This window comes from Rhizobium sp. Leaf321 (genome assembly GCF_001423215.1).
Lineage (GTDB): Bacteria > Pseudomonadota > Alphaproteobacteria > Rhizobiales > Rhizobiaceae > Neorhizobium > Neorhizobium soli.
Window position 1 is genome coordinate 620,686 of the sequence record NZ_LMOF01000006.1, and the last position, 22,671, is coordinate 643,356.

At 55.2% G+C, this 22,671-nt stretch carries 14 protein-coding genes and 3 pseudogenes; 6 read left to right on the forward strand and 11 right to left on the reverse strand.

All coding sequences use genetic code 11. The features are described from left to right. Nucleotides 1-127 precede the first annotated feature (127 nt). The gene (locus ASF70_RS09305) at nt 128-397 is read left to right on the forward strand and encodes a hypothetical protein (protein WP_062579203.1); all 270 of its coding nucleotides are present in this window, start codon (nt 128-130) and stop codon (nt 395-397) included. A gap of 760 nt (nt 398-1,157) precedes the next feature. On the opposite strand, the gene ASF70_RS09320 is transcribed toward ASF70_RS09305, so the two are convergent. From ASF70_RS09320 to ASF70_RS09330, 3 genes and pseudogenes are all read right to left on the reverse strand, one after another. Next, on the reverse strand, nt 1,158-1,514 hold the full coding sequence (locus ASF70_RS09320; protein ID WP_062579210.1) for a hypothetical protein: 357 nt from the start codon (nt 1,512-1,514) through the stop codon (nt 1,158-1,160). Between the two features lie 66 nt (nt 1,515-1,580). Then, nucleotides 1,581-2,117: pseudogene (locus tag ASF70_RS09325) on the reverse strand (integrase core domain-containing protein); the annotation flags it as partial. Between the two features lie 19 nt (nt 2,118-2,136). Further along, entirely contained in the window at nt 2,137-2,664 is a 528-nt protein-coding gene (locus ASF70_RS09330) for an Imm52 family immunity protein (protein ID WP_062579212.1), read from the reverse strand. 1,636 nt (nt 2,665-4,300) lie between these two features. On the opposite strand from ASF70_RS09330, the gene ASF70_RS09345 reads away from it, so the two are divergent. The 4 genes and pseudogenes from ASF70_RS09345 to ASF70_RS09365 all read left to right on the forward strand — a co-directional run bounded on the left by ASF70_RS09345 (nt 4,301) and on the right by ASF70_RS09365 (nt 9,838). Then, the gene (locus ASF70_RS09345) at nt 4,301-5,677 is read left to right on the forward strand and encodes a DNA methyltransferase (RefSeq protein WP_062579218.1); all 1,377 of its coding nucleotides are present in this window, start codon (nt 4,301-4,303) and stop codon (nt 5,675-5,677) included. Continuing rightward, complete coding sequence (locus ASF70_RS09350) at nt 5,677-6,567, forward strand: DUF5681 domain-containing protein (RefSeq protein WP_062579220.1); 891 nt, start codon at nt 5,677-5,679, stop codon at nt 6,565-6,567. The genes ASF70_RS09345 and ASF70_RS09350 overlap by 1 nt, the downstream gene beginning before the upstream one ends. A gap of 754 nt (nt 6,568-7,321) precedes the next feature. After that, nucleotides 7,322-7,929 (forward strand): annotated as a pseudogene (locus ASF70_RS23585) (helix-turn-helix domain-containing protein). Between the two features lie 94 nt (nt 7,930-8,023). After that, nucleotides 8,024-9,838, forward strand: a complete 1,815-nt coding sequence (locus ASF70_RS09365) for an N-6 DNA methylase (protein ID WP_162237964.1) — start codon at nt 8,024-8,026, stop codon at nt 9,836-9,838. On the opposite strand, the gene ASF70_RS23940 is transcribed toward ASF70_RS09365, so the two are convergent. The 8 genes from ASF70_RS23940 to ASF70_RS09410 form a co-directional block, all read right to left on the reverse strand. Beyond that, nucleotides 9,786-10,481, reverse strand: a complete 696-nt coding sequence (locus ASF70_RS23940; protein ID WP_156461803.1) for a hypothetical protein — start codon at nt 10,479-10,481, stop codon at nt 9,786-9,788. The two genes, ASF70_RS09365 and ASF70_RS23940, sit on opposite strands and share 53 nt — an antisense overlap. Nucleotides 10,482-10,499: 18 nt before the next feature. Then, nucleotides 10,500-11,591 carry a hypothetical protein gene (locus tag ASF70_RS09370; protein WP_062579227.1) on the reverse strand — a complete coding sequence of 364 codons (1,092 nt, stop codon included), beginning with the start codon at nt 11,589-11,591 and terminating at the stop codon, nt 10,500-10,502. A gap of 11 nt (nt 11,592-11,602) precedes the next feature. After that, nucleotides 11,603-14,110 carry a sensor histidine kinase gene (locus ASF70_RS09375; RefSeq protein ID WP_162237965.1) on the reverse strand — a complete coding sequence of 836 codons (2,508 nt, stop codon included), beginning with the start codon at nt 14,108-14,110 and terminating at the stop codon, nt 11,603-11,605. A gap of 231 nt (nt 14,111-14,341) precedes the next feature. Further along, nucleotides 14,342-15,706, reverse strand: coding sequence for a hypothetical protein (locus ASF70_RS09380; RefSeq protein ID WP_062579231.1), 1,365 nt, complete (start codon nt 15,704-15,706; stop codon nt 14,342-14,344). After that, the gene (locus tag ASF70_RS09385) at nt 15,706-16,146 is read right to left on the reverse strand and encodes a hypothetical protein (RefSeq protein WP_156461804.1); all 441 of its coding nucleotides are present in this window, start codon (nt 16,144-16,146) and stop codon (nt 15,706-15,708) included. Before ASF70_RS09385 ends, ASF70_RS09380 begins: the two co-directional genes overlap by 1 nt. A gap of 11 nt (nt 16,147-16,157) precedes the next feature. Further along, nucleotides 16,158-18,920, reverse strand: a complete 2,763-nt coding sequence (locus tag ASF70_RS09390) for a hypothetical protein (RefSeq protein ID WP_062579235.1) — start codon at nt 18,918-18,920, stop codon at nt 16,158-16,160. A gap of 1,227 nt (nt 18,921-20,147) precedes the next feature. Beyond that, entirely contained in the window at nt 20,148-20,801 is a 654-nt protein-coding gene (locus tag ASF70_RS09400; RefSeq protein WP_062579239.1) for an SOS response-associated peptidase, read from the reverse strand. A gap of 347 nt (nt 20,802-21,148) precedes the next feature. Then, nucleotides 21,149-21,355, reverse strand: coding sequence for a hypothetical protein (locus tag ASF70_RS09410; protein WP_062579243.1), 207 nt, complete (start codon nt 21,353-21,355; stop codon nt 21,149-21,151). 141 nt (nt 21,356-21,496) lie between these two features. Between ASF70_RS09410 and ligD the strand changes: the two are divergent. Then, nucleotides 21,497-22,579 (forward strand): annotated as a pseudogene (gene ligD / locus ASF70_RS09415) (non-homologous end-joining DNA ligase). Nucleotides 22,580-22,671: the final 92 nt, after the last annotated feature.

The following is a 22,671-nucleotide window of genomic DNA, read 5'->3' on the forward strand; positions in this document are numbered from 1 at the left end:
CTTGCCTCAGTAGCCTGAGGATCAGATCGCTTCAATGACCGCTTGTGGCGCAAAGCAGCAGACGCCTTTCGGCCCATTGCGGTCATGCTTGGTTGTGGTGCACTGTTATAGAAATCAAGGACCAACTATGACCTCTCACGCGACAATGTTAACACTGCCGTCCAACTTCGCTGTCGTACAAATGCCTGACAGGCATTATCCGGGAGTCGTCTTTCAAGGCGATACGCTGCACAGCATGACGACGCGGGTTGCTCAAATGCAGATGCTTCTTGCCAAGCAAGATTTGGCTGAACTCGGTGACGAGATCGAAGTGCTGCTCCACGATCTATTGGCAATCCAGAAAACCTATGAGCGGGTCTGTTCAGAACAAGGGATCAACCTCCCTTACTTCCGTTGACGTTCAGCAGATCCGATTTCAACGCGAAGTTGCCGAGGTCGCCTTTCGGCCCAAAGCTGACTTCCAGCCACTAAGAGCGAGTTATGGCTTTGAGGTAGTTACCTGACCTGTCCACATGAGCTTCAACAGTGACTGTTTCTCCTGGGGTAAACTCCCACTCTTCAAATTCCGGAACCTCCTGGGCTAGGATGACGAAGCACCCGTTGCCCAGTGCTTCGGCCTTGACCGGCCGCCATACAGGAATTAGCTCATCGAGAAGGCGAACGTGGATAGTGACTACTTCGACCTGGTCAGATGATCCCATGACAGCCATTCCTTCGTCTAATGAGGCAAGTTACGTAGTCAACTAAGGTATCGCAACGGCTGCGTCGCCGTGATGACGCCTGTCGGCCCGAAGCGGACGTCGTTACACGAGCGTCACTGCCTCATGTTTTGCAAAGCATCGTCAAAGAGTGAGTCGATATAGCGTTGAAACCCAAGCCGCTGGGCGGTATCGTCCAGCCCTTTCCGTATCTCGTCCGCTGGTAATCCAGATGCTACCCCAGCGGGCACGTTGTGGAATACGTCTGCCAGGGTTTGCGCTTCACGTAGATTATCGCACGCCCTAATTTCGATCAGGGCGTCGCTTAGTGTCCGCAATAGAAGTTCGTAATCGCCGAATCCACTTTTCACTAGATCGTCCTAAAAGTTAAGTATGGAAATTCGCGACGCATTCCGGCCCGAAGCGGCCGTTGAAAGGGGGCTAACCCCATCTTTGCAATCATCCTAATTCAGGAATGAGATCGGACTTACTAGCGTCAGGATTAAAGCGACACTCTTTCGCGCAGACATCGAACTGGAAGTCGCTCCCACTGAACATCACCATGAACCGCAGGAACTTCTTATCAAAACCGATCTGCTCTTCGAGTACCATCACGCGATCATAGGGTAGCGAGATCTGCTTATCTAATTGCCCGTTTACGTTGATCGAAAGGCACCAGCCGAACCGAAGCTCTCCAACGTGTTCAGCTTCATCACTTCGGTATTGGAAGTGGATCGTAGCCTCGGTGCCAATGTACGAGACGCCGAAGTCACCATATCCAGAGGCATCGTAAGGCAGCTCCAGAAACAACTTCATCTAATGACTCCGGTTCCGCAGGAGGAGTGACCTTGCCCCCAAGTTTTATCCAGTTTTGATTTCGCTTCAACGGTTTTGGGTTGCTGTATTCGGGGCGGTAGCGGCGGGTTGCGGTGCGGAGCCATTTCGGCTGCGCAGCACCGCATCACGTCGCGGGTTGATAGTCTGAGCGAACTCGGCAGGTGTCATCCAGCCGAGGCCGGAATGCGGTCGGTGATCGTTGTAATCGCTGCGCCAGTTTGAAAGCGCTGATCGAGCTTGGGTCAGTGACGAGAAGAGAGTTTCATTCAAGAACTCGTCTCGCAGCCGCCCATTGAAGCTTTCGATGAAGGCGTTCTGGATCGGCTTGCCAGGCGCGATGTAGTGCCATTCCACCCTGGTCCGATCCGTCCATTGCAGGATCGCATTGCTGGTGAACTCGCTGCCATTGTCGCTGACGATCATCTTTGGCTTGCCACGCCCCTCTGTGATCCGGTCAAGCTCGCGGGCAACCCGCAGACCGGAAAGTGATGTATCGGCGACGAGTGCCAGGCATTCCCTGGTGCAATCGTCGACGACCGTCAGCACCCGGAACCTGCGACCGTCGGTGAGTTGATCGGTAATTAAGTGCCAGTTCGCCGTTCTATATCGCGGCGATAGTGTATTCAGCGTCGCCCCGGCGTGTCCACGCCCGTCCGCCCTGTGGGGCCCATATCGCTACCGAGCCAAGAAAAGCTTGCTCGATAGCACCATCATTCAACAGGAGCTTTCCGCCTGCAGTTACTCTGCCACTGAAATTCAGCAGGTTCTGCGCGTCCCGAGACAAGAACTCGGAGTAGGCCCCGCACCGTATCGAGAGCGTTGAATCCACGTTCCCGGCAGTTCGGTTCCAAAGCCTGAAGTGATACCCGAGCTCTGGGATTACGGTCTTCGGCGCAAGATCTGTCCAATTCCGCCCCTTCAACAAGAGCTTTCGAATTTCCTCAGAATCGGTAGGGTCGATAACCGGGCTTGCGAGTGTACTCTTCCTGGATTTACCAGGCTGGACCCAAGTGTCGAACGAGGGCCCGAGCCCTGTCACCACAGCGAGGTACTCAACTGACTTCTGGACGAGCGCATCAAGCTCCTCAGCCCTCGGACCCCAGTGCAGCTGTATGTTCACTTCAATCATCGATCCTCTCCAGCTCACGCCATCGGGCCATTAACGTTCAGAGAATGCTTATTGAGTGTTAGAGTATTTATCGGCGGCCGACGTCTGCGCCGACCTGAAGCACTCACAGGCTGCCTCAGGGGATCCACGTTGGTTTGTTACGTCAATCAAGCATGCAAGAGTTTAAATGCCACTTATCAGCACGTAAGAATGGAGTCGGATCAATGAGCGTACCCGTTTCTCAAGCCGGTCAAGGAACGTAAGCAAAGCCTTTCGATGAAGTTTGTTTTTGCGGGGCATCAATTCGACGTAGAGGACGTACTTGGTGACTATTGCCCTCCAAGGCATATTCCCCGTGACGTCACGCCGAAGTTCGTCGAACCGAGCGAAGATTTCAAGCCAAGTCGCTCGTCCTATCCACGTCGTACCCCAGTGCCGATAGGTAGCCGACCAGTCAGGGAAGGAACGGGCTATCAATCCTTCAACTAACAAGAACGCCTCTTCTCGAATGCTGAATACGCCCGTATTTGAGAGGTCGAATTCGGATTGACTGAACAAGTCGTGATCGCAAGGAATGAAACTAAAGCTGAGGCCGCTACGCGGACCAGCTCGAAAACTAAAATCAATTGCCATGAGGAAAGCAGGCACCGTGTGCCGCATATGTGACGATAGCTTACGATAGCATCACGGCCCCTCCAATATCAACTGTTGCATCAAGCGTACTCGGCATCTCGCGACCCAGGATGATTGGTAGTCACGTCATGCTAGTCAAAGAAGGTACTCGCATTATGTTGACTTCGGCCAAGGCGCACTCCCTAGTACTTAACTAAAGTTGCGCAAGGACCTCTCCGTCGGCAACTGATATGTATGGTACCGGTGCTTCAGAACGCTTGAACAAGCTCCAAGCTGGCTGGCTATCGGCCGTCATGAAGGACAGCACGTATCTGTCGTCACTCAGAGTGACAGACAGCTCAGGTAGGCGACCGAACAAGGTGACGTCTTGCACGGTCCGGCCCAACAGCGAGCCGAAGAGGGATGTCCATTGAGCCTCATCACTCCAGCTGCCACCAAGAATTGACGATCGATCCTCGATCCGCCAACTCCACTCCATCATGACGGTGAAATCGCCAACCAACCTGCCATCCGCCCCGTCTCTTCGTCGTAGCGGGTGAAGCTGGCCAAGTTCGAGGAAGATCGCTGATCCGTGTCCCTGCCAAATTGATGACAGGGGGAGCCCGACCATCTCCTGTCTATAAGCCTCAAATAGTACTGAGCCCATCACACCTCACGTATAATTATTGAAGACCGAGTTCTTCGATTGGGAGGGACCGACCCGATTCGACAGCTCGACTGTAACGGGGTTCGTTGTTTTAAGCTGATAGCAGTTTGATTATAGAAAAATATTCTACAAATCTGGGTCTTCGAAGCCTCTTCGAAAAGAACCCCATTTCTGACCCGGTTCAAAGCCTTCAACGTCGTTTCAAAGACATCTCGAAGGTCAGTTGAAGACGTTCGTTACGGCATCGTAACGACCAGGAACAGTTTTGCTTTCTCATTCAGGCCGGTTGCGGCGGGTAGGTGTGGGCGGTTAACCTCTCTTCAGCGGCGCCGCACCGACATTCACAGATACCCAGTCCAACCCTCATGGAGAATGCATATGCATCCGCCAAACGAACTGTCGTACCCGATCGACAGGCTTGTTCCCTACGCCAACAATGCACGTACGCATTCGAAGAAGCAGATCAACCAGATTGCCGAAAGCATCAAACGCTTCGGCTTTTGCAATCCAGTGCTCATCGCTGAGGACGACACCATCATCGCAGGCCACGGCCGTGTTCAAGCAGCCAAACTTTTGGGCATGTCCGAGGTCCCCGTCCGAAAGCTCTCGCATCTCTCGCGCGACGAAGTGCGCGCCTACATTCTTGCCGACAACAAGCTCGCCGAGAACGCCGGCTGGGATCGCGATGTCCTGGCCATCGAAATGCAGGGGCTTATCGACCTCGACTTCGATCTCGGACTGCTCGGCTTTTCCACCACGGAGATCGACTTTACGATCGAGGGAGAGCAGAAACCTGCATCTGCCAAGGACGACCCGCTGGACACGGTCGAGCCACTGGCACCTGGACCACCTGTCAATCGGGCAGGGGACCTTTGGCAGCTTGGACCGCATCGGCTCCTCTGCGGCGATGCACGATCGAGCGAAGACGTGTCCAGGCTTTGCCAAGGTACCCCCGTGGGACTGCTCTTCACCGATCCACCCTACAACGTTCGGATCGCTGGCCATGTCAGCGGTCTTGGTCAGGTCAAGCACCGAGAGTTCGCGGTCGCATCGGGCGAGATGGACGAGGAAGCGTTCATTGCCTTTCTTCGCGACACGCTTAGCGTGTCGGCAAGCCAGCTGAAGGATGGTGCCATCGCTTTCGTGTGCATGGACTGGCGGCATATGGGCGAACTGCTGCAGGCCGGTCGCGCTGTCTTCGATGAATTCAAAAACCTGTGCGTCTGGAACAAGACCAATGGCGGAATGGGGTCATTTTACCGGTCCAAGCACGAGCTGGTCTTTGTCTTCAAGAAAGGTAACGCGCCGCACATCAACAATTTTGGGCTTGGCGATACGGGACGCTACCGCACCAATGTATGGGACTACCCTGGCATCAGCTCTCTTGGAGCCGCACGCAACGAAGAGCTCGCTATGCACCCCACCGTCAAACCCGTGGCGCTGGTGGCGGACGCGATCCGCGACTGCACAAACCGTGGCGATAGCGTGCTCGACATCTTTGGCGGCTCTGGATCGACTTTGATCGCGGCCGATCAATGTGGTCGCGTTGCCAGGCTGCTCGAACTCGATCCTCTCTACTGCGACACGATCATCCGCCGGTACGAACGGGTGACCGGGGAACCTGCCCGCCTACAGGGCTGTGGATCGACCTTCTCGCAGATCAGTGGCGAGCGGTCAGGCGACAGCCTCGATGTTGGCAGAAACGCCGATGCGGCAGGCCGGAAGAAGTCCAACGCAATGAAGGGACCGGCATAATGGCTATCAAGCGGAATAAATCCCGCCAGCGCGGTGGTCGTCACGAAGGCGCAGGTGATTGGGACAAGCTCACCCCCATGCAGGAGGCCTTGTTAAAGGAAGCTGCGCGCGAAATCACTATCTCTTCGAATGGTCGCTCAGACACAGTCCGCATGGACGAAGTCGTCACCCGCAAAATGATGCAAATGGCCGCCAATGGCGGGCAGCATTCGATTAGCAATGCCATCTACCAAATCAACATGGCGCAGCGGCTTAGACAAAAGAAGGCCGACGAGGATGTGGCCTTCGGACATCAGTTCAAGACCCATCAGCAGCATCTTCTGGACGCGGCTCGTAAGTGCGACCAGGATCTCGATACCGTGCTTCCGCATCCCGACGACATCGTCGTCGAGGAGGGGCTAGGTTACACCTTGATCGGTCCAATCGATGAGATGGAACTGCGCAGGGTGAAAAGGGACTGCGACAGGCGAGATGCTGCGATTCTGCAGGCGGCATTGGAGAAGCGGCTCGGACCTTTAACACCTGGGATTGGCCAGGAGCTATCGAACCATCCTGCAGATGCCTCTGCACTCTTGGTCGCACAGGTCTTGAACAACGCCCTGCCGAAGCGTTTCCAAAAAACGGACCTGCAAATTGCATTGGACTTGATGCAGTACAAGGGGGTGACGAAGCGAGAACTGCTGAAACGTAGCCATCAGCAGTGGGCAGCGCTTGGCAAGCCAAAGCCGAGAGGTTGGCGGCTTCCCCCGGTCGAAACCTTGATCTCGACATTGGAGCGGGTCCTCCCTGCGATGATCACCCTTTATCCCGAGGTAAAAAGCTGCAAACTGTCTGTGGAGGCGATTGCCATCAAACTGCAGCGGATGAGTGGTTCTGAACCGATCGGATGATCAGGCACTCGTATGTTACGCCCTTATTCCTCGATCGGCCACTCACTTTACTCGTATGGCCGGTCGAAGGACCCAATGTCGACGCAGTCTGACGCAATGGTTTAGGACATGCTTTGAGGAAGCTGCGTTGCTAGGTCTATCATGTCACAAATGCCCCCATTTCTTAGAGGCTATCGCCGAGCACTGAGAGACGTCCAGCGTGCCGTAGTGCTGCATGCGCAGACCGTTCTTGGAGGCTGTTCCAGCCGGTCTGCGGTATTGGCCGCAGCAGACGGCCTATCGGTGCCGCTTAGGCAAATAAGGGCAATCGGAATCGCAGCGTTGGATGAGGAGGTCCGGGAGCAGATGGTCGCCGTCTCGACCAGCCAGTCCGACTACGTTCGGGGCTACCAATTCGGTTTCGACCGAGCGACGAAAATGGTGGCCGGCTGGGGATGCAAGATGATTGACCCGGCTGCGCGAAATGCGATCGCGGGCGCGGTTACACATCTGCGGGATTCACAGCCTCACGAGTCTACGTAAGGTCGGAGGACCGATAGACGAAACTCTGCCACCTCCATCGAGGTCGATCGGCGTATACCGCGGGACTGAATGGTGGGCGCATATAAGTTGGAAAGGCGGTAAATATATTTAGATTCCAAAGTATTAAAGTTGCAATAAGATGTACTTATCGATGGTGATTGCATCAGCTAGCAGTCATATGGTGTGAGGAACCGAATCAACCCAATAGAATTACTTTAGAAAATCGTTTATCATGAAAGCAATGCCTTACGATGTCACTGAAATCAGCATGACGGCCCTGGTGCGGCCCGCTTTTGACGCCGGCATTGCGCTCACCCGTCTCGACGAGCGTATTGCCCGTTCGACGGTTGGAAGCGGCTTCCTAGAGCGGCAAAATTTTGGCGACGCCTACGCGTCCCTCTGGATCGACGGCGAACTCGTCCATCTTGAAGACCTCGTCCTCCACGACGCCTTTCGCGACACCCGCTCCCCGACCCACGAACTCACCATCGCCCGCGACGTTTTGCGAACCCGCAGGCGGATTTCTGGCCAGTTGCCCGATTGGGCACTGTCGCCGGAAAGCATTCTCATCCTTCGTCAGACATCGGAGATCGCGTCGCTCGGAATTGACGAGGCGTCCCTGACGCTTGCGAAGACGATGATGAACCAGAAACTCCAGGGGCGCCGGACATCGTCAAAATTGCCGGAGCTTGTTGAGCTGGTCATGGCGCGTCCGCTCGTGTCGGCCGGGATGGTGGCCAAGACGCTAGACGTCACGCCGCAGGCGGCGCGGCGGATCGTTTTGGAGCTCGGCCTGCACGAGATGAAGGGGAGGGGTTTCGGGCGTGGGGGGTGCTATAGGACACTCATGCTCACCCCAAAAAATGCTTGTACATGATTTACCTTCAACTCACACTGATTATCGGGCGAGCGCACTATGCACGCGACTGGGGACATGCTCGTCGACGGCGGCGGAGAAGTGTTGAAATTGGCCGCAGTATTGCTAGACAGGAAAACTATGAACTTGCATGTTGAAACAACTCGCCTTGAGGAATCTACGAAGCTTCCGACTGTCCGGGACGTCGGCGAACGGCGCAAACTAGGCGCTTACTACACCCCTGACCGTCTCAGCAGACTACTGGCTAACTGGGCGATTCGCTCAGCCGAAGATGTTGTGCTCGAGCCGAGCTTCGGAGGATGCGGGTTTGTGACGGCAGCCAGGGACGTGCTCGAACTACGCGGTGCTAACCGGCCTGCGTCACAAATGTACGGTTGTGACATCGATACTCAGGCCTTCACCTACCTCGAAACGGTTTTTTCTAAAGACGAGGACGTCTCCGGCTTTGTGTTCAGCGACTTCATGGACTGTGCCGGGATCGAGAATTGGCCGGAAAAGTTCTCGGTGGTTCTGGCGAACCCGCCCTATATTCCGCATCACAGAATCGGGCGAGAGCGAGTGCGAGATCTATCGGGTCGGGACTGGCTGGTGCCCGGCGTGGGTGGCCGAAGCAGCCTTTGGGCGTACTTCCTTTGTCAGGCTATCGATATGCTCAGCATCGGAGGCCGAATGGCCTGGGTGCTGCCCGGAGCTTTTCTCCAGGCCGACTACGCGCGTCCCATCAAGGACTACTTATCTCGACGATTTGACAGAACAGTCGCGATAATCGTGAGGGATCGCCTCTTCCTGGACGAGGGTACCGACGAAGAGACTGTCGTTTTGCTGGCGGAACGCCATCGCGCAACTGATCGTCAGGGTGCGATCGAAGTCGGAGAAGTCAAATCACTGGTCGAACTCGCTGCCATTATGGACCGCTGGCAGTCCCAGACTTGGTCAGGTGATATCAGCGGCGCATCTCCAGCAAAGCTAAGCATGACCGAGAAGTCGCTTTTGACGTACGAGTTCCTAGAACGACACGCGGATTGCATGCATTTTGGGGAGATAGCTCGGGTCAGGATAGGCATCGTGACAGGAGCTAACGATTTTTTCGTTCTCAACCGCGCGCAGCTAACTCAGGCCGGTTTGACCGAGGACGACTGCGACCTCGTGCTTTCCAAATTTCGCGCTGCGCGTGGTGCCGCGCTTCGTGAAGGAGACCTCGACGCCTACGCAGACGAGAAAGGTAAAATCTTCCTCGTGACGTCAAAATTAGCCGCAACTTCAGTACCGATCTCCGAATATCTTGCAACGTTCGACGAAAAGCGAAAATCAAGTGTTAGCACGTTCAAAAAACGGACTTTATGGTCGCAGACCTGCGACGGAAACATACCGGACGCGTTCTTCCCAGTCATGCATCATACCGGGCCGCGCCTTGTGATCAACACCCTGGGCTGCACCTGCACAAACACGGTCCATAGAGTTTTTTTCAGCTCTGACATATCGGAAACGAAAAGGATGGTCGCCGCCATCAGTTTTCTGACGTCATTCTCGCAGATTTCAGCTGAACTCATGGGTCGCCGTTACGGTTCTGGCGTCCTCAAACACGAACCGCGTGATGCGGAAAAGATAAGGCTGTTGATGCCAGCTACTGGCGAAGAGCACACGAGGGTCGTCTTTGAGAAAATAGATCTTCTCCTACGGGAGGGAAAAAATGACGCGGCCCGTAGTGCGGCTGATAGGTTCATCGCTGAAGCGTGCGATATCCCAAAGCTCAACAGTGAAAGCGAGGCTTTAGGCATCGTTCTTGACAACATGCGCAGGCGGCGCACACCTAATCGATCTAATTCTTCTTCCTCTCAGTCGGCTTCCACTGATCACCCCACATTTGAGTAAGTGCTGTCGAGCGACTTACGTTCAAGCAGTTCTGCAGCATTTGCGCATAGGCGCTGAAGCAGAGGCGCTGAAATAGCTGAATCGAATTGCACCACGACGGGTCGTCCCTTAGGTGCTTCCTCCATTTAGGCTCATAGAAGTTTGCCGAAATGACTTCACAGAAAAGCGCCAGCTCCATCGGTGGATGGGACCATCGGGGCTCTTTCACGACAAAGTCTTCATCCCGATAGCCAGGAACGTGACCACCGAATTGAAGATGGTAGAGGGGACCGCCTTGAAGCTCATTGGCGCGATCGACATGCCAGCGACCAACCGGCTTGCCGGCTAGGTCATGCATTTCCACCGCGATGTCGAGCGACGTGAATGGTGGATGGTCGTCGTCTACCTGCGCGACCGTCAAATCGCAGATCAAGTTGATCTGCAAATCGTTTCCATTTTTATCTTTTGCTCCGCGGGCGAAAGAGATGGGTTGACCACGCTTAATATTCGCTCGCCAGGAATGCGAACGTTTCCCGCCCTTTATTCGAGTTGACTCTTTTTGAAGGGCCCCTCGGCCTTCTGGTGTCAGTATTCCGGCCTCTTCAAGCTTAGTCCCAATAACAGCTAAAGCCTTGCCGGCCTCTTCAGCCGTGACGAATTTCATTCCGTGTCTTCCTATTCACTAGTCGCGGGCGGCTTTGATGATGTTCTCAACGAGATCCTCATCCGTTTCATCGACGAGTAGGGGTGAATTGCCGGAGCTGTACTTGCCGGTCTGGATGCAATCCCAGCAGATCCGCCTCTTCATCGCATATCGTGGACGGTTCGGATCAAATGCCGCTAAGGAATGGCGCATTTCAGTTGGGCGGCCGCACGAAGAGCAAGCAAAGGTTGGACGTTCCGATTCTTTGCCATTCCATGGTGATTTACTGGCTTTAACAGAAGTTGCCATTTTTTCAGAGAGCATGGCTGCCCTGACCCCGGAGGTAAGCTCAGAGAAGTGAGCGCCAAATATATCCTCGGCGAAGCGCTCTATCCTGTGTGTCCACCACCGCGACCAGCCATCAGCCAAGATGCCTCGGTAGGCGAGCCCCGCCTTGGAGAGCCATGGTCTGAGTACACCGAAGTCGCTCAAATCGATTCCAAAGCGTGCGCAGACACCATTGTCGTCAATCAGAAGTCCCGGACGCTCAATCAGGTTTCGAAGAACGACGCGTACAACGAGATGCGGCGCCTTAGCCTGCTCGAAGCCAAGCCGCAGCTCCTGACTAATCAGCCATTCCTCGTCGCCGTCGTTCGCGTGCAATACATCCCTCAATGGGTAGCGGGCGTCCATTTGACGCAACGCTTCGTACGCTTGGGCAAGTGCGAGCAATTCTTGCTTTACCCTTACCCGGTCCGTCCTTACCTCTTCTTTGGAGTAGACCATGTCGAAGAGGTCATGCGCCGTCTTATCGGGCACATAAAGACTTTTCAGTTTCATCTCGTTGGAAACAAGCACCAGGCTGAAATCCCTTAGAGGATTTGCAATGGCCTCGTCCCGAAGCAATTGCGCCAGCCCGCTGCCCTTGTAGGTATGGCCCGCCGCTACGTTCTTCACATCCTCATCCAGGCGATAATCAAGCGCCACGATGATGGGGGCTTGCTCGCGTATATAAAGCGCTTGCTCGGGAAGTGGGAAAACGTCGCGATAATCAAACTGAAGCTCGCCCTTAGTGCTCATCAAACGAGCGAAAACCTTATCCTCGTCGTCGACGAAAATTCCCTTGCGCATGCTTCAGATCCTTATTTCGCTGCCCGGACGCTAAACTCAATTCGGCAATTGTACCCATTGGTCGGATTGGAGACGACCGCATTGCCGCCATAACTTTCGGCTATGTCCGAGACTATCTTCAGCCCAAGGCCCGTCCCCGGCCCCGCGACTCCATCGTCGTCGGCCCCGACAGTCGTGGTGAAGAAAGGGTCGAAAACACGGTCCCGAATATCGTCCGGGATACCAATGCCGTTGTCCTCGAAAGCGATAACGGCATGTTTTTCGATCAACCGACCAGAAATTCTTACCTTTCTCGGATGAACGTTCGCGGCCTTCATCGCCTTGATTGAATTGGTCAGGAAGTTCAACAAAACCGACTCGAATTCCGTGGCGTGCATCGGTCCAGTGCGAAGCGAAGTCGGATGCACATCGATCTGGAAGTCCACACCCTGCTTCTTCATGTAATCACTAAACTGATCAACGAACCGATCGACGATGCCCTTCACCGAGAGCTCCTGAAGCTCCCTACTTTCGGTCTTGGACATTAGGCCAGCGATATAACCGCCGATGTCGAAAACGCGGCTAGCTGCTTTTTCAAGCTCTCCATGCTGATCTTGAAGGGCTTCTTTCAAAGAGGGCTCTTCGACCTCACTAAGTAGCTCACCCAGCATCATGATGTTCGCCAGCATAGCTCCTTGCGAGCCTTTGACCTCGTGACCAAACACGCTGATCGAAAGGCCCAGCGAGGCGAGAATTCGGAGCATCTCGTTATATTCTATCGAAGCCGCCCTTTCCTCCTCGACCATTTTTTCGAAATCGATGACGGCCTGCTGGAGGCTGGAAAGTCCGTCGCCAGGATCGTCCTGTGGGGGCGGGGCCTCCCCAGCGCCGTGTCTGTCGAAATACTCCTTGAACAACTCCGAAGGCTTCCGGACGAGGGACGTAAAATTCCTTTCCCCGGCGCGGGTCTTGCGTTTACGGGTCGAGGCAATCCGCAGGGCGGCGGCCTCCAGCGCCCAACGCGCGAAGGTTCGCAACTCGATAAAAGCCTCGTTCTCCAACAGACCTTCTCGGCTACTCGTTTCTTCGAAAAGCGTCTCTTCGGATGGCGGTATGGTGACCTGACCAAAGAAATTGATATTGGAGCCGGGAACGAGAAGCGCGCGCCGCGCCGTATCCGCGGCGAGCCCTAGCCAATCATCAGTGGGCTCCCCGTAAGGCTGAACCCTGAAGCCATTCCGGTAGATACGGACACCGCCGAACTCACGACCCATCTTCGCGGCGGTACCGGCCGACATTCCAGACAAGTTCTGGTTGTCGTAGATGAAGTACCGCGCGTCGAGTTCAACCGGTCCTGTGAGAAGGTAGATGCGATCAGATCTGATAGTCTCATCAAGATCCAGTTTGACCGACTTCAATTTCACGAACGCATGGCCATTTTCGTCGACCGATGCCGTAACTGTCGCAAGGGATTGCGAGAGAAACGACTTCTCGATTGAGAAAAGCTCGGTTTGTCGCGCTTGGGACACGCCGTTGATCGTAACTTTGAAACCGGGATCGCCACTGACCTCAACCTCCTTGTGAAGAGCGGAGAGCTGCTTGTGGCTCACGGGGAACGGCGGCTGCAGGAGAACGACGGCGCGCCAAACCCTCTCGATGTCCGCCATGCTCCAGGCGTCACGTAGTTCCGAAATGTGCAGCTCGGTTCCGTGCTCCTGTGGCTGCTTTTCAAAGCGCTCAATGGAATTGAATACGTCGTGAAGGGCCCTTCCAGACGTGAAGTTAGTATCCCAGTCGAACACCACGCGGTAGCCGATGGTGCTACCTGCAGGTTTGGTGACGAACGTCAGCTGCTTTCCGAGTCGCTGGACGGAAAAACGCCCGATGCCTTTCCGACCAGCCCGCACGCGCCTATAAACTGGCGATGTCGGCTCGGCTTCCTTCGCATTTGTCGAGATCCTCATCCATGACGACCGGATTGTCTCTTCAGTCATTCCTGTGCCGTCGTCTGTGAGGGTTAGGCTGCCGCCCTTTCGGGCGTGATCCGCAAAGGTCAGCGTCACACTGGTGGCGTCCGCATCATAAGCGTTTTTGATCAATTCAGACAGCGCGGTTTCCTGCTTACCGACGAGCTGCTCACCCAGACGCTGGATGTGCGCCGCATCGACCGAGAACCGCACACTGTCTGGATCCTGATCAACCATTCCGCGACCAGCGGCCTCAATTATCCGCCAGTCAGGTTCCGGTTTTTTCAATTCGTCGGCAATCACCTTTCGAAGAGCCGCGTGTTGATCAGGAGCTTTGGCGGATGACGACGCGTTACCTAACGGACGCACGCTATCCGCGTGGCAGGAAATAATCTGATTGTCGCCCCGTCGCACGAGTGTACCGGCAACCTGATAGAGCTGATCGTTATCAAGATCCGCAAGCAATGCATCGTTTGCCTCAAGGGGAACGAGTGTGCCCCCCCCATCCAAGAGGCGAATGTACCACCTTCCGCCAGCGTACACGGCTGTTCCGATGATCTCTTGTGATGCCATACTCGGTCCCATCAAAGCGTTCTGCGTACAATTTAGAGGCGGGTTGCCAATCTCCTCGTACACCGGGAAACGCCCGCGTTGAAGAAGCAATGGAGTAAGTTACCTCGCCACACTTTCGCCAGAAAGCTACAGCCGCAGCTTTATATGAGCTGGTCTTGTAAAACCCCTTGAGGAGCCGATTCAGTACCTGCCACGCGAAGGGCGGGGAGAAAAACCATAGGGTTCAGAAGTCTAGCTGAGCACTCCACCGTTATTAATCCGATAAGTGTCTAGGATTTGTTCGAACACTAGGAGTGATCCAAGACTTGCGATCTTCTGGTATTCCTTGCTCTTGCTACCGTCGCCGAAATCGGCGATGCCCTTGATGCAGATTGCTTCGGGCCGCTCGCCAATGCTCATGTAGGTCGCCCAATATATGGCATGAGCTTCCATCTCCAAGCCAAAGACCGGGGAGTATCGCTTCATAATCTCGGCTGTTTGCGCCTTTGCGGCGACGACGCTCGAGCCAGAGACGTTGGGGCCAACGCGCACCTTGGGGAAGTCGGGCACCTTTTTGCCAGCCTTGAGAATTATATTGGCACTCTCGTGCCGCGCATAAACGGCTGCGAGCCGTTCTGTCAGTTTTATCCGGTCGCCTTCAGTTATTGCATCCGCGATCCGTCGCAATTTTGGGGATATGAGGCCAGAGGCGGGACGTGCTTCAAAGAACGTGACGTCGTCCTTGTCGGCTTCGGGCGCGGCCAAGGTTTCACCGTCGTCAATCAGTTCGCTGTAGCGCCCTTCATCCCAGCAATGCGTTTCGGACATTATAAGGACGTCACCCAGGTTCTGGCGCTCCGACGCGCCCGGCCGATTTAGACCACAGCACATCCCAAGCATCGTCACGATTCTAGGCCTGAAATAAGCGATGGCCGACCCGCACACTGCTGCTGCGCTTGCCAGCCCAGCCCGTTGAATGCACACGATTGCCGTCTTGTAGGTGAAGGACCGGTGCGTGATCCAGGTTCCGGTCGAAGCTTTCGCTGGCAAGAATCGATTTTCTTCAACCAGTGTTCCTTCCTCGAACTGCATTGCCTCGAGGATTGGGACGTATTCATTGTCAGCCCGCGCGACGACAATAAGTACATCGTAGTCGAAGCCACTAAGATGAGCATTTACGCCTGCCATCTTGGAGCGAGTTATATATGCGATATGTCGTTTGAGACGACTTGCCCATGCTGTTTCGGTCGAACTGTAGCGTTCAATCGCAAAATACTCCAAGGGAAATCCTCCTTCGCTTTCCAGCGCATCGGGGAACTCTGTGAGCCCAATGATGTAGCTTGGGTTGGAGGCTTCGCCGCCCGTGATGAAGTTCACCAGGTCGGATGCCAGGTCGCTTTTTGCGGTTCCCCCAAAACGAATCGGGATTTTGATGTCCAATAGAACCAGGTCGTAGTGCTTTCCCTTGGACAGGATGGCGACTGCGTTCGTATAATCAGTGGCGCGATCCAGTGAATTGACTTCGACCCCATCGCGGCCTCCGAAGATCAAGTCGACGACGCGGTCGTATTTCGGATCGCTGTCCTCGACGTACAGAATGTCTAACTTGCTCTTCATCAAAATCCCGCGAAGATGTTTTTGATTTTCCGGCGCATGTCGAGCTTCCACTCGTCATCGCCAAGCCGAACGCGCACGATTCCGAAGTAAATTCCCGGGAAGGCGTCGGACAACGCCTCGTCGAGGCTCGGAATGTCCTTGAAAGATATGTTTTCCTGGCGAAAGACGTCATGCTGCGTTGCGACCAGGACGGGTATGGCCAAACCGCCAGCATTAAGGGCCTGTAGGATCTCGATACCAGCAAGGCTCTCCTTGCTGATGGCTGATAGCTGCCCTTCCGCTGCGTGGAGCGTCATGTCCAAGATAATCAAGTCCCAAGGAACCCTCGAGGCGAGTGCGGGGTACGCTCCCCGCAAGCCGCGCACATGGTCAGGCCTCGCCTGCAGGAGGTCCAAACAGACCTCCTTAATCTGCGTCGCTTTGTCTTCATTGTCTTCCACGATCAGTATTCTCAATCGATGACCTCGTATTTTCTGATCGCATCGACGAGCCGAACCGAAATGATCACCTTGTCTCCCTTCGTGCTCGGCCACGGAATGTTAATCTGGCAGTCGGCAAAAGCACGGCGGCAAAGGCGCTTGATTTTCTTAAAACCACTCCGGCCCTCCTTGAACGTATTCTTGACGTCCTTGTCCGAAAGCGCCGTCATGGCGCTTCGGACCAAGTCTTGTGCCGAAGTTGCGTCGTTCTTCGTATCGAAATTGTTCTCCGTCTGGAAAACTAGGTCGTGGCCGTCGATGCGGATCCTAAGCATCATGCTTGTCTTCGACGCAAGCCCAGAATGCTTGTATGCGTTCGAGACTAAATTGTGGATGATGGTGAAGATCGGTTCGAAATACTCACCGCGAAATTTGATGTTATAGTTGGTGGACCTAAATGTCCCTCTCGTGGAACGAGTTTCCACCAAGACGGCATCTGAAGATGCGGTGTGCTTCATCGGTCGGTGCAGGCCGATCTCGAAATGGGCGAGATCGAGCACCGAAAAGCTTTCGATCTTACCTTGGAGGCTCGATACGGCCAGCCAACTCCTCACGTCTGCGAACGCCCCGGAAATGACCGTATCAATGCGCTCACGCAAGTCGATCGCGACGTTGTTTTCAAGAAAAAACTCCTTCGTGATAGTGTGGACTTCGCTGTGAAAGCCCTCGTCGAAAGATCTTGTTGCGTCTTTGGAAATCACCGAGATCAAGTTCGAAATTTCGTCTACCGCGGCCTCGGCCAACGTCATCTCGTCCACATCGGAATAGTTCGAGACAATCTCAAGGATACGGCGGGCAAGCTGTTCGTGGAGACGCACTACCGTCGGACCAGCGGGTGTCACCGTCAGCCATTCGTCCATGAACCTTTTCGTACTGGCTCCGATAGCCGCTCGCAAGTTCGCCACCAGTTCGCCGTCAAGCTCCGTTCTTACGGACGTCTCGAGGGCATTCAATATTCGAGGTTCGATCACGCCGTGCCTGAGATTGTTGCTCAGGACAGAGTCGATTGAAAAATCGGAACTGAAGACAGCATGCTCCACGACCCTGTCAGCCACGATCTTGGCAAAGTGGTCGCGAAACGCATCGGATCCGATCCCCGCCAATTGGTCGCCCTGGGTCAAGCTCTTGACATTGAACTCCTTGAGTAGGATTGTCTCGATTTCGAAGAGCAAGTCGACGTCCTGCAGGGAAATCCGGCCGCCACCGTAAATCTCCCTGAACCTGAAAGATCGAAGCAAGGCACTTTCCTCGCTGATCAATTTTTGGATATGGACCCTGTCGCTGAAGCTTATGTCACGGATGAACTTGAGAATATCTATCCTCATCTCCGAGACCTTTTTCTCGGTGTCCATGCTGTTGTTGTCGTAACCGGTCTGCAGGGATGAAGTTTCTGTTTTGAAGATTGAGTGGAGCCGGTCGGATATGCTCTTATCCGCAAGGTACCTGAATACGGTGTCCCTGGAGTTTCCTTGCAGGGACATGAAGCGGCGCAGGAAAGACGAGACTTGCCTTGCCTTGCTTTGCTGGACGAGATTGGTTGCCATTTCGAAGATTTGCCAGTTCGCTCTACCGCTTCCAAACGCCAAGCCGATTTTTATCGGAAAACGGCGACTGATTACTGGGTCCGTCAATAGTATGGAGATGAGAATCGAGCCGGGATCGTGACCACCTCGATTGCGCTGGATGTATTGCGCCATCAGGCCCCAGTTGAGGAAATGCGTCGCGATTTTATCCAGCCTATATAGGCGGTCGATTTCGTCGAACACCGCTGCCCGTGGATATTGGATGGCGACCATGCAATATATATTGAGTATCGAATTGCAGATTTTCAAGAAGCGATCACCTCTTGAAAATGACAGGTTGAGCGCCTCGATGTAGTTTCTGGACTTGTAGAGATGGATCTTCTTGAGAAGCTTCTTGTTAATGTGCCGGTTAACCCGGTCTCGATTGAGGTCGTAGAAATCCGACGCGGGCTTGTAGTCGTTTAGATATCGGATCAGCACCAGTGCATAGAACGCCTTGTCAAGCAAAGTCGCATAGGCTTCGCGCTCGACCAGTTCGTAGGCCTCTGGCGCGAGATCGTCTTCTGGGTCGCTTAAGCGGTTCAGTGCATGCAGCACGAAGGCGCCAGTGAGGGGCCACAGCTCGCGTGTGAACCTACGAAGCGAAGACCGCAGCAGTGATATCGAGATGTCGTCGACGGTGTCGACTTCGTCATTGTGATTGCGAATGGCCTCGTAGGAATTGATGACTGCCGTCAGGGATTTTGACGATAGTTTTCTGCGCACGAAGAATTTCGCAAAACAACCTCGCATGCTCTTGGCTAGCTGATAGGACAAGGGCGTGTTCGGTACTCGGCAGAAGAGGGAGTAGTCCGCTATCTGGAGCTTGTTCCTATTCTCCGAGGACGCATCTAGGAACGTGCCACCATACGATATGCATTCGTAGAGTTCATGGTTGTACCTGTTCTCGACGACGCGGAGGAAATTCAGTTTGTCCTGGTATTTTCGGTATGAAAACGAAAAATCTATATATTTAAAAAACAGGAACTTATCGAGGTTCGAGAAATCAGTTTCCCGGGCGCCTGAGTAATGGAGCATTGCGCTCAGCGTGTATGAATCTCGCTTCGTGGCGCGATCATAAAGCTGCGGCATGCTATTCATGATATATTCTTGAGTTATAATCCGCTGCTTGACACCCGCCTTGAAACGGTGTGGATCGATAGTATTGACCAAATTTTCGCTCGGAATTGGTATGATTTCGCCTCCGACACCTTCGACCGATAATATGGTAAAAGTCAACTGAGGATAGTAGGTCGGAGAACGCACACCGGTGTAGTTGGGCGGCGGGACGCATTGCATTCGAGGACGCTCTGTCGGAAGAAGCGGGTCGGGATATGAGGAACGATTATGGACGAAAGCGAACTCAACGCATTGCCGTCCGAGCCGAGAGTGAAGCCGGCACGAAACCGAGCCCGAAAAGGATTTGTGGAGCGACGATAGTTCCGAGGGTTGCCATATTCAGCGGTCATCATGGTGCCTCTTGCCGGTCAGCAGACGCAGGATTCTGTGGTGGGCGTTATTTCGTCGTTACGTTGAAGAGCGGTATACCTCTGCGGACCAGCAACTTCAGCCTGTTAGCTCGATGTAAATGACCGGGGCATCGGTTCGGATCCCATCAAGGCGAAGGCTTGTGCACTGCGACGTTGCGAGCGTGATCTGCTTCGCAACTACTGGCAGCGTCATGGCAACGTCAGCGACGGCTCCCCTGTCGTCCTGCACACCACCTGTTACCTTTGTTCGGCCAAGGCTGAGCAAAGCCTTCTCGGAGCAGCTCCTGCCCAGCATCTCGACCGTCGGGAAGTATAACGCGCACCAACCCGCGGCGATCCGATGTTCGATCCTTGTCGCCGCTGTCTGCGATTCGGTACCCGCGCGACATAAGTGCCTGCAGCCGAAGCTTCGCTTGGTTCCCCAGAGTTCGCTCCCAGTCGCACTGTGCTTGGAACGTCTCTGGCGTATCAATGTCGAGCAGTCTCATCTTCACACCGTCTTGCCAGATCGTATCGCCGTCGACGACGCACGTCACTTTGCGCGCCGCGCGGTTGCCGCCCGAGCAGATGTCGATAGCGTAGACGGGCTGACTAATCAGCGCGATGGCGAGCCCGACCTTAAATCGCTTCATCATATTCGCTAAAGCCAATGAAGCACCATCGTTGCCAGCTGCAAAGCGATCAGAGCGGCAATTACAACCACCCAAGCCCAGTTTGGAATGAGGTACATCGCTCTGTCCCGTGTTTCGGCAGACCGCGATACGTCTTTGGCTGATGCTCTCGGCAGAACCAGTTCTCTGTCATCCTGTCTTGCTCGAAACCATAGCAGCCGCAGCGCTTACAGTTTGGGTCTTCGCAATAGTTATTCTCATGGACGCTGGCTTCCGGCTGGCTGCTGTAGCCCTCGATGTCACAGGAGCGCCCCTTGCGCTTCCTCGTACGGGAGAAGGATAAGCTTCTCGTCTGGCAACGGACGCTGCAGGACCCTGGCTTCGTGCCACGGTGCATTCATCCAGACCTCGATCTCTTCCTCGGTTGTTAGGATGACCGGCATCGCTTTCGGGTGGATCGGGCCAACGATCGAGTTCGGCTCGCAGGTGAGGAAGGCATAGAGGTCGTGCCATCCGTCGCGCGGCGTCTTCATCGAACCGCGCACTCCGTTCCAGCTCGTCCAGATTCCGGCGAAGAAGGCGAGGGGCCGGCCCTCGTCGACTGCGAACCATCGCTTGGTCTTCTTCGGCTTGGTGTCTTCGTATTCGCAGAAGGTCGTCCAAGGGACAATGCAACGGTTGTCCGGCCCCAGCCAGCGCCGCCAGTGCGGCGAGGCAATGTTGCGGATGTTGGTCACGCCGTTGTCGGGCTTGCCCTGCAGGAAAGCCGGTGGGCTTGGCATGCCCCATGTGAGCATCGCCATCTCACGACCGTCAGCCGTATTGCGGACCACAGGACCTGGCCGATCCGGATAGACGTCCAGCGACGGCTGTAGGTTACCCAGCCGGTCCAGCGCCTTCGTCAGCACGCGAATGGCTTCGTGATTGGTCGTGATGTTGTAGAGATTGCACATGCCTCACATCCTCCTGTCGCGTCACACCGGACGGCGGACGGTCTTCACGTCGACCAGTTCGCGGACACCAGGCCGACCATCTCGGCAGCTACCAGCGTCCTGAACTCAACGACCATGTGGTCTCTGCTACCGCACCGGTCGCACTGAACTTGCGCTGCAAGTTGAGCACATGCAGGTTCTCCTGCAAGAGCCTCTCGATGTCGATCGGCCGAAAATACCTGGTGATTTTGCAGAGCGTGCATCTGACCCTCACGAACTGTCCTTTGCTCGCAGCGTCCTCAAGCGTCGGGCTCTGGTTCTCGCGGTAGGGATGCGCCTTTCCTTTGTAGATGACGGACGGCACGGGATCAGCGCACGAACTTCGGCTTCCAGCCGCGGGCGTAGCCTTGGCTCCTGCACATATCCAGCGTCAGCATCTCGTCGCGCAGATGCCGGCAATCGGCGAGCAGTGTCTTCACGGCAGCAATGGCGTCGCCGCCGTGGTCCTGGAGGATCTCGGCCAACTCAAGAGCGGCGTCATCAGGCGTCTCATGGGAGATGGGATCTGGGGACATAGGCTACCTTCGCGCCGAAACGCGTCTTCAAGTTTCGCTGCATGATCTGGTGTGGCCGCGGTCATCTCGGCTAGGTGTTCTTATTATGTTCTCACGCTTGATGGAGTCAACGGCGAATCTTTTTAAGGTTTGTCTGATGCAATGCGGCATGGCCAAGCCGCCAGCAAGCCGACTACAAAACCGCTTCTAAAGGACGAACCACCGCCGCTGCGCAGCCGTCCGGTCCGCAAGCGTGATCCGGAGCAGCCGCGGCTTCCTTTCGATCCGATGCCTGAGCGTGTAGAGCCATGCTTGGCTCTCCTCAAAGCCAAGCCGCCGCACGGCGATGAGTGATCTTACGAGATCAAGTGGGACGGATACAGGATCACTCTGCACATCGAGCCGAACCAAGTGCGCATCATCACCTGCGGCTGGCACGACTGGACACACCGCTTTCCAGCCATTGCCGATGCTGCACGTCAGCTTGGTCCTGCCACCATGATCCTAGATGGTGAGGCGGTGGTTCTCGACGAGCAAGGTCGGTCCGACTTCGGCCTTCTGCAACGTTCGCTTGGCGCTACAGGCAAGGCGGCTGGCAAACTTCCGTCTCGAAACTCCATCCTCTACACCTTCGACATCCTTTACCTGGACGGCCATGACCTGAGGCGGACGGAATATCGCGTGCGCCGGCATCTGTTAGAGGATGCTCTGAAGCGTAAGGGTGGCGCCATTCGGGTGTCGGAAGAATTCGACGCAGATCCGGATGCCATGATGAGGCACGCTTGCCAATACGGGCTTGAGGGTATCATCGCCAAGCACCGCGACCGGCCGTATCGTTCCGGCCGCACCGGCGACTGGATCAAGAGCAAGTGCATCCAAAGCGATGCCTTCGTTGTCATTGGTTACGAGCCGTCGACAGCCGTTCCAGGTGCCATAGCGAGCCTGCTGCTCGCTGCCCGGTACTGTGACGGCTTTGTCTACGTCGGCAACGTCGGAACTGGGTTCAAGCACGACGGGGAGCGCTCACTTACGGAGACACTCGACAAGCTCAATACGCGGCTGCCGCCGGTCAAGGTGCCGGGAAAGAACCTGGTGCTGACCAGCCCGACGCTCATCGCCGAGATCGAGTACCGTGCCTGGACAGGTGATGGCAAGCTCCGGCACGCCTCGTACAAGGGACTGCGGGAGCGGCAGGACAATGCCGATATCTACATGATGCTGAAGTCGCCTAAGGGAGAAAAATAGAGGCGCACCACACGACGGGTAGGTTCGCGCGCCTGCCTTCATCCTCGATTAGGAGCTAACGACTGCCCCGGCGGGTATGCGCACTCATTTCG

Coding starts and splice junctions, on each gene's coding strand:
- ASF70_RS09305 (WP_062579203.1), top strand. CDS start 128: ATGACCTCTCACGCGACAATGTTAACACTGCCGTCCAACTTCGCTGTC.
- ASF70_RS09320 (WP_062579210.1), bottom strand. CDS start 1,514: ATGAAGTTGTTTCTGGAGCTGCCTTACGATGCCTCTGGATATGGTGAC.
- ASF70_RS09330 (WP_062579212.1), bottom strand. CDS start 2,664: ATGATTGAAGTGAACATACAGCTGCACTGGGGTCCGAGGGCTGAGGAG.
- ASF70_RS09345 (WP_062579218.1), top strand. CDS start 4,301: ATGCATCCGCCAAACGAACTGTCGTACCCGATCGACAGGCTTGTTCCC.
- ASF70_RS09350 (WP_062579220.1), top strand. CDS start 5,677: ATGGCTATCAAGCGGAATAAATCCCGCCAGCGCGGTGGTCGTCACGAA.
- ASF70_RS09365 (WP_162237964.1), top strand. CDS start 8,024: ATGCTCGTCGACGGCGGCGGAGAAGTGTTGAAATTGGCCGCAGTATTG.
- ASF70_RS23940 (WP_156461803.1), bottom strand. CDS start 10,481: ATGAAATTCGTCACGGCTGAAGAGGCCGGCAAGGCTTTAGCTGTTATT.
- ASF70_RS09370 (WP_062579227.1), bottom strand. CDS start 11,591: ATGCGCAAGGGAATTTTCGTCGACGACGAGGATAAGGTTTTCGCTCGT.
- ASF70_RS09375 (WP_162237965.1), bottom strand. CDS start 14,110: ATGGCATCACAAGAGATCATCGGAACAGCCGTGTACGCTGGCGGAAGG.
- ASF70_RS09380 (WP_062579231.1), bottom strand. CDS start 15,706: ATGAAGAGCAAGTTAGACATTCTGTACGTCGAGGACAGCGATCCGAAA.
- ASF70_RS09400 (WP_062579239.1), bottom strand. CDS start 20,801: ATGTGCAATCTCTACAACATCACGACCAATCACGAAGCCATTCGCGTG.
- ASF70_RS09410 (WP_062579243.1), bottom strand. CDS start 21,355: ATGTCCCCAGATCCCATCTCCCATGAGACGCCTGATGACGCCGCTCTT.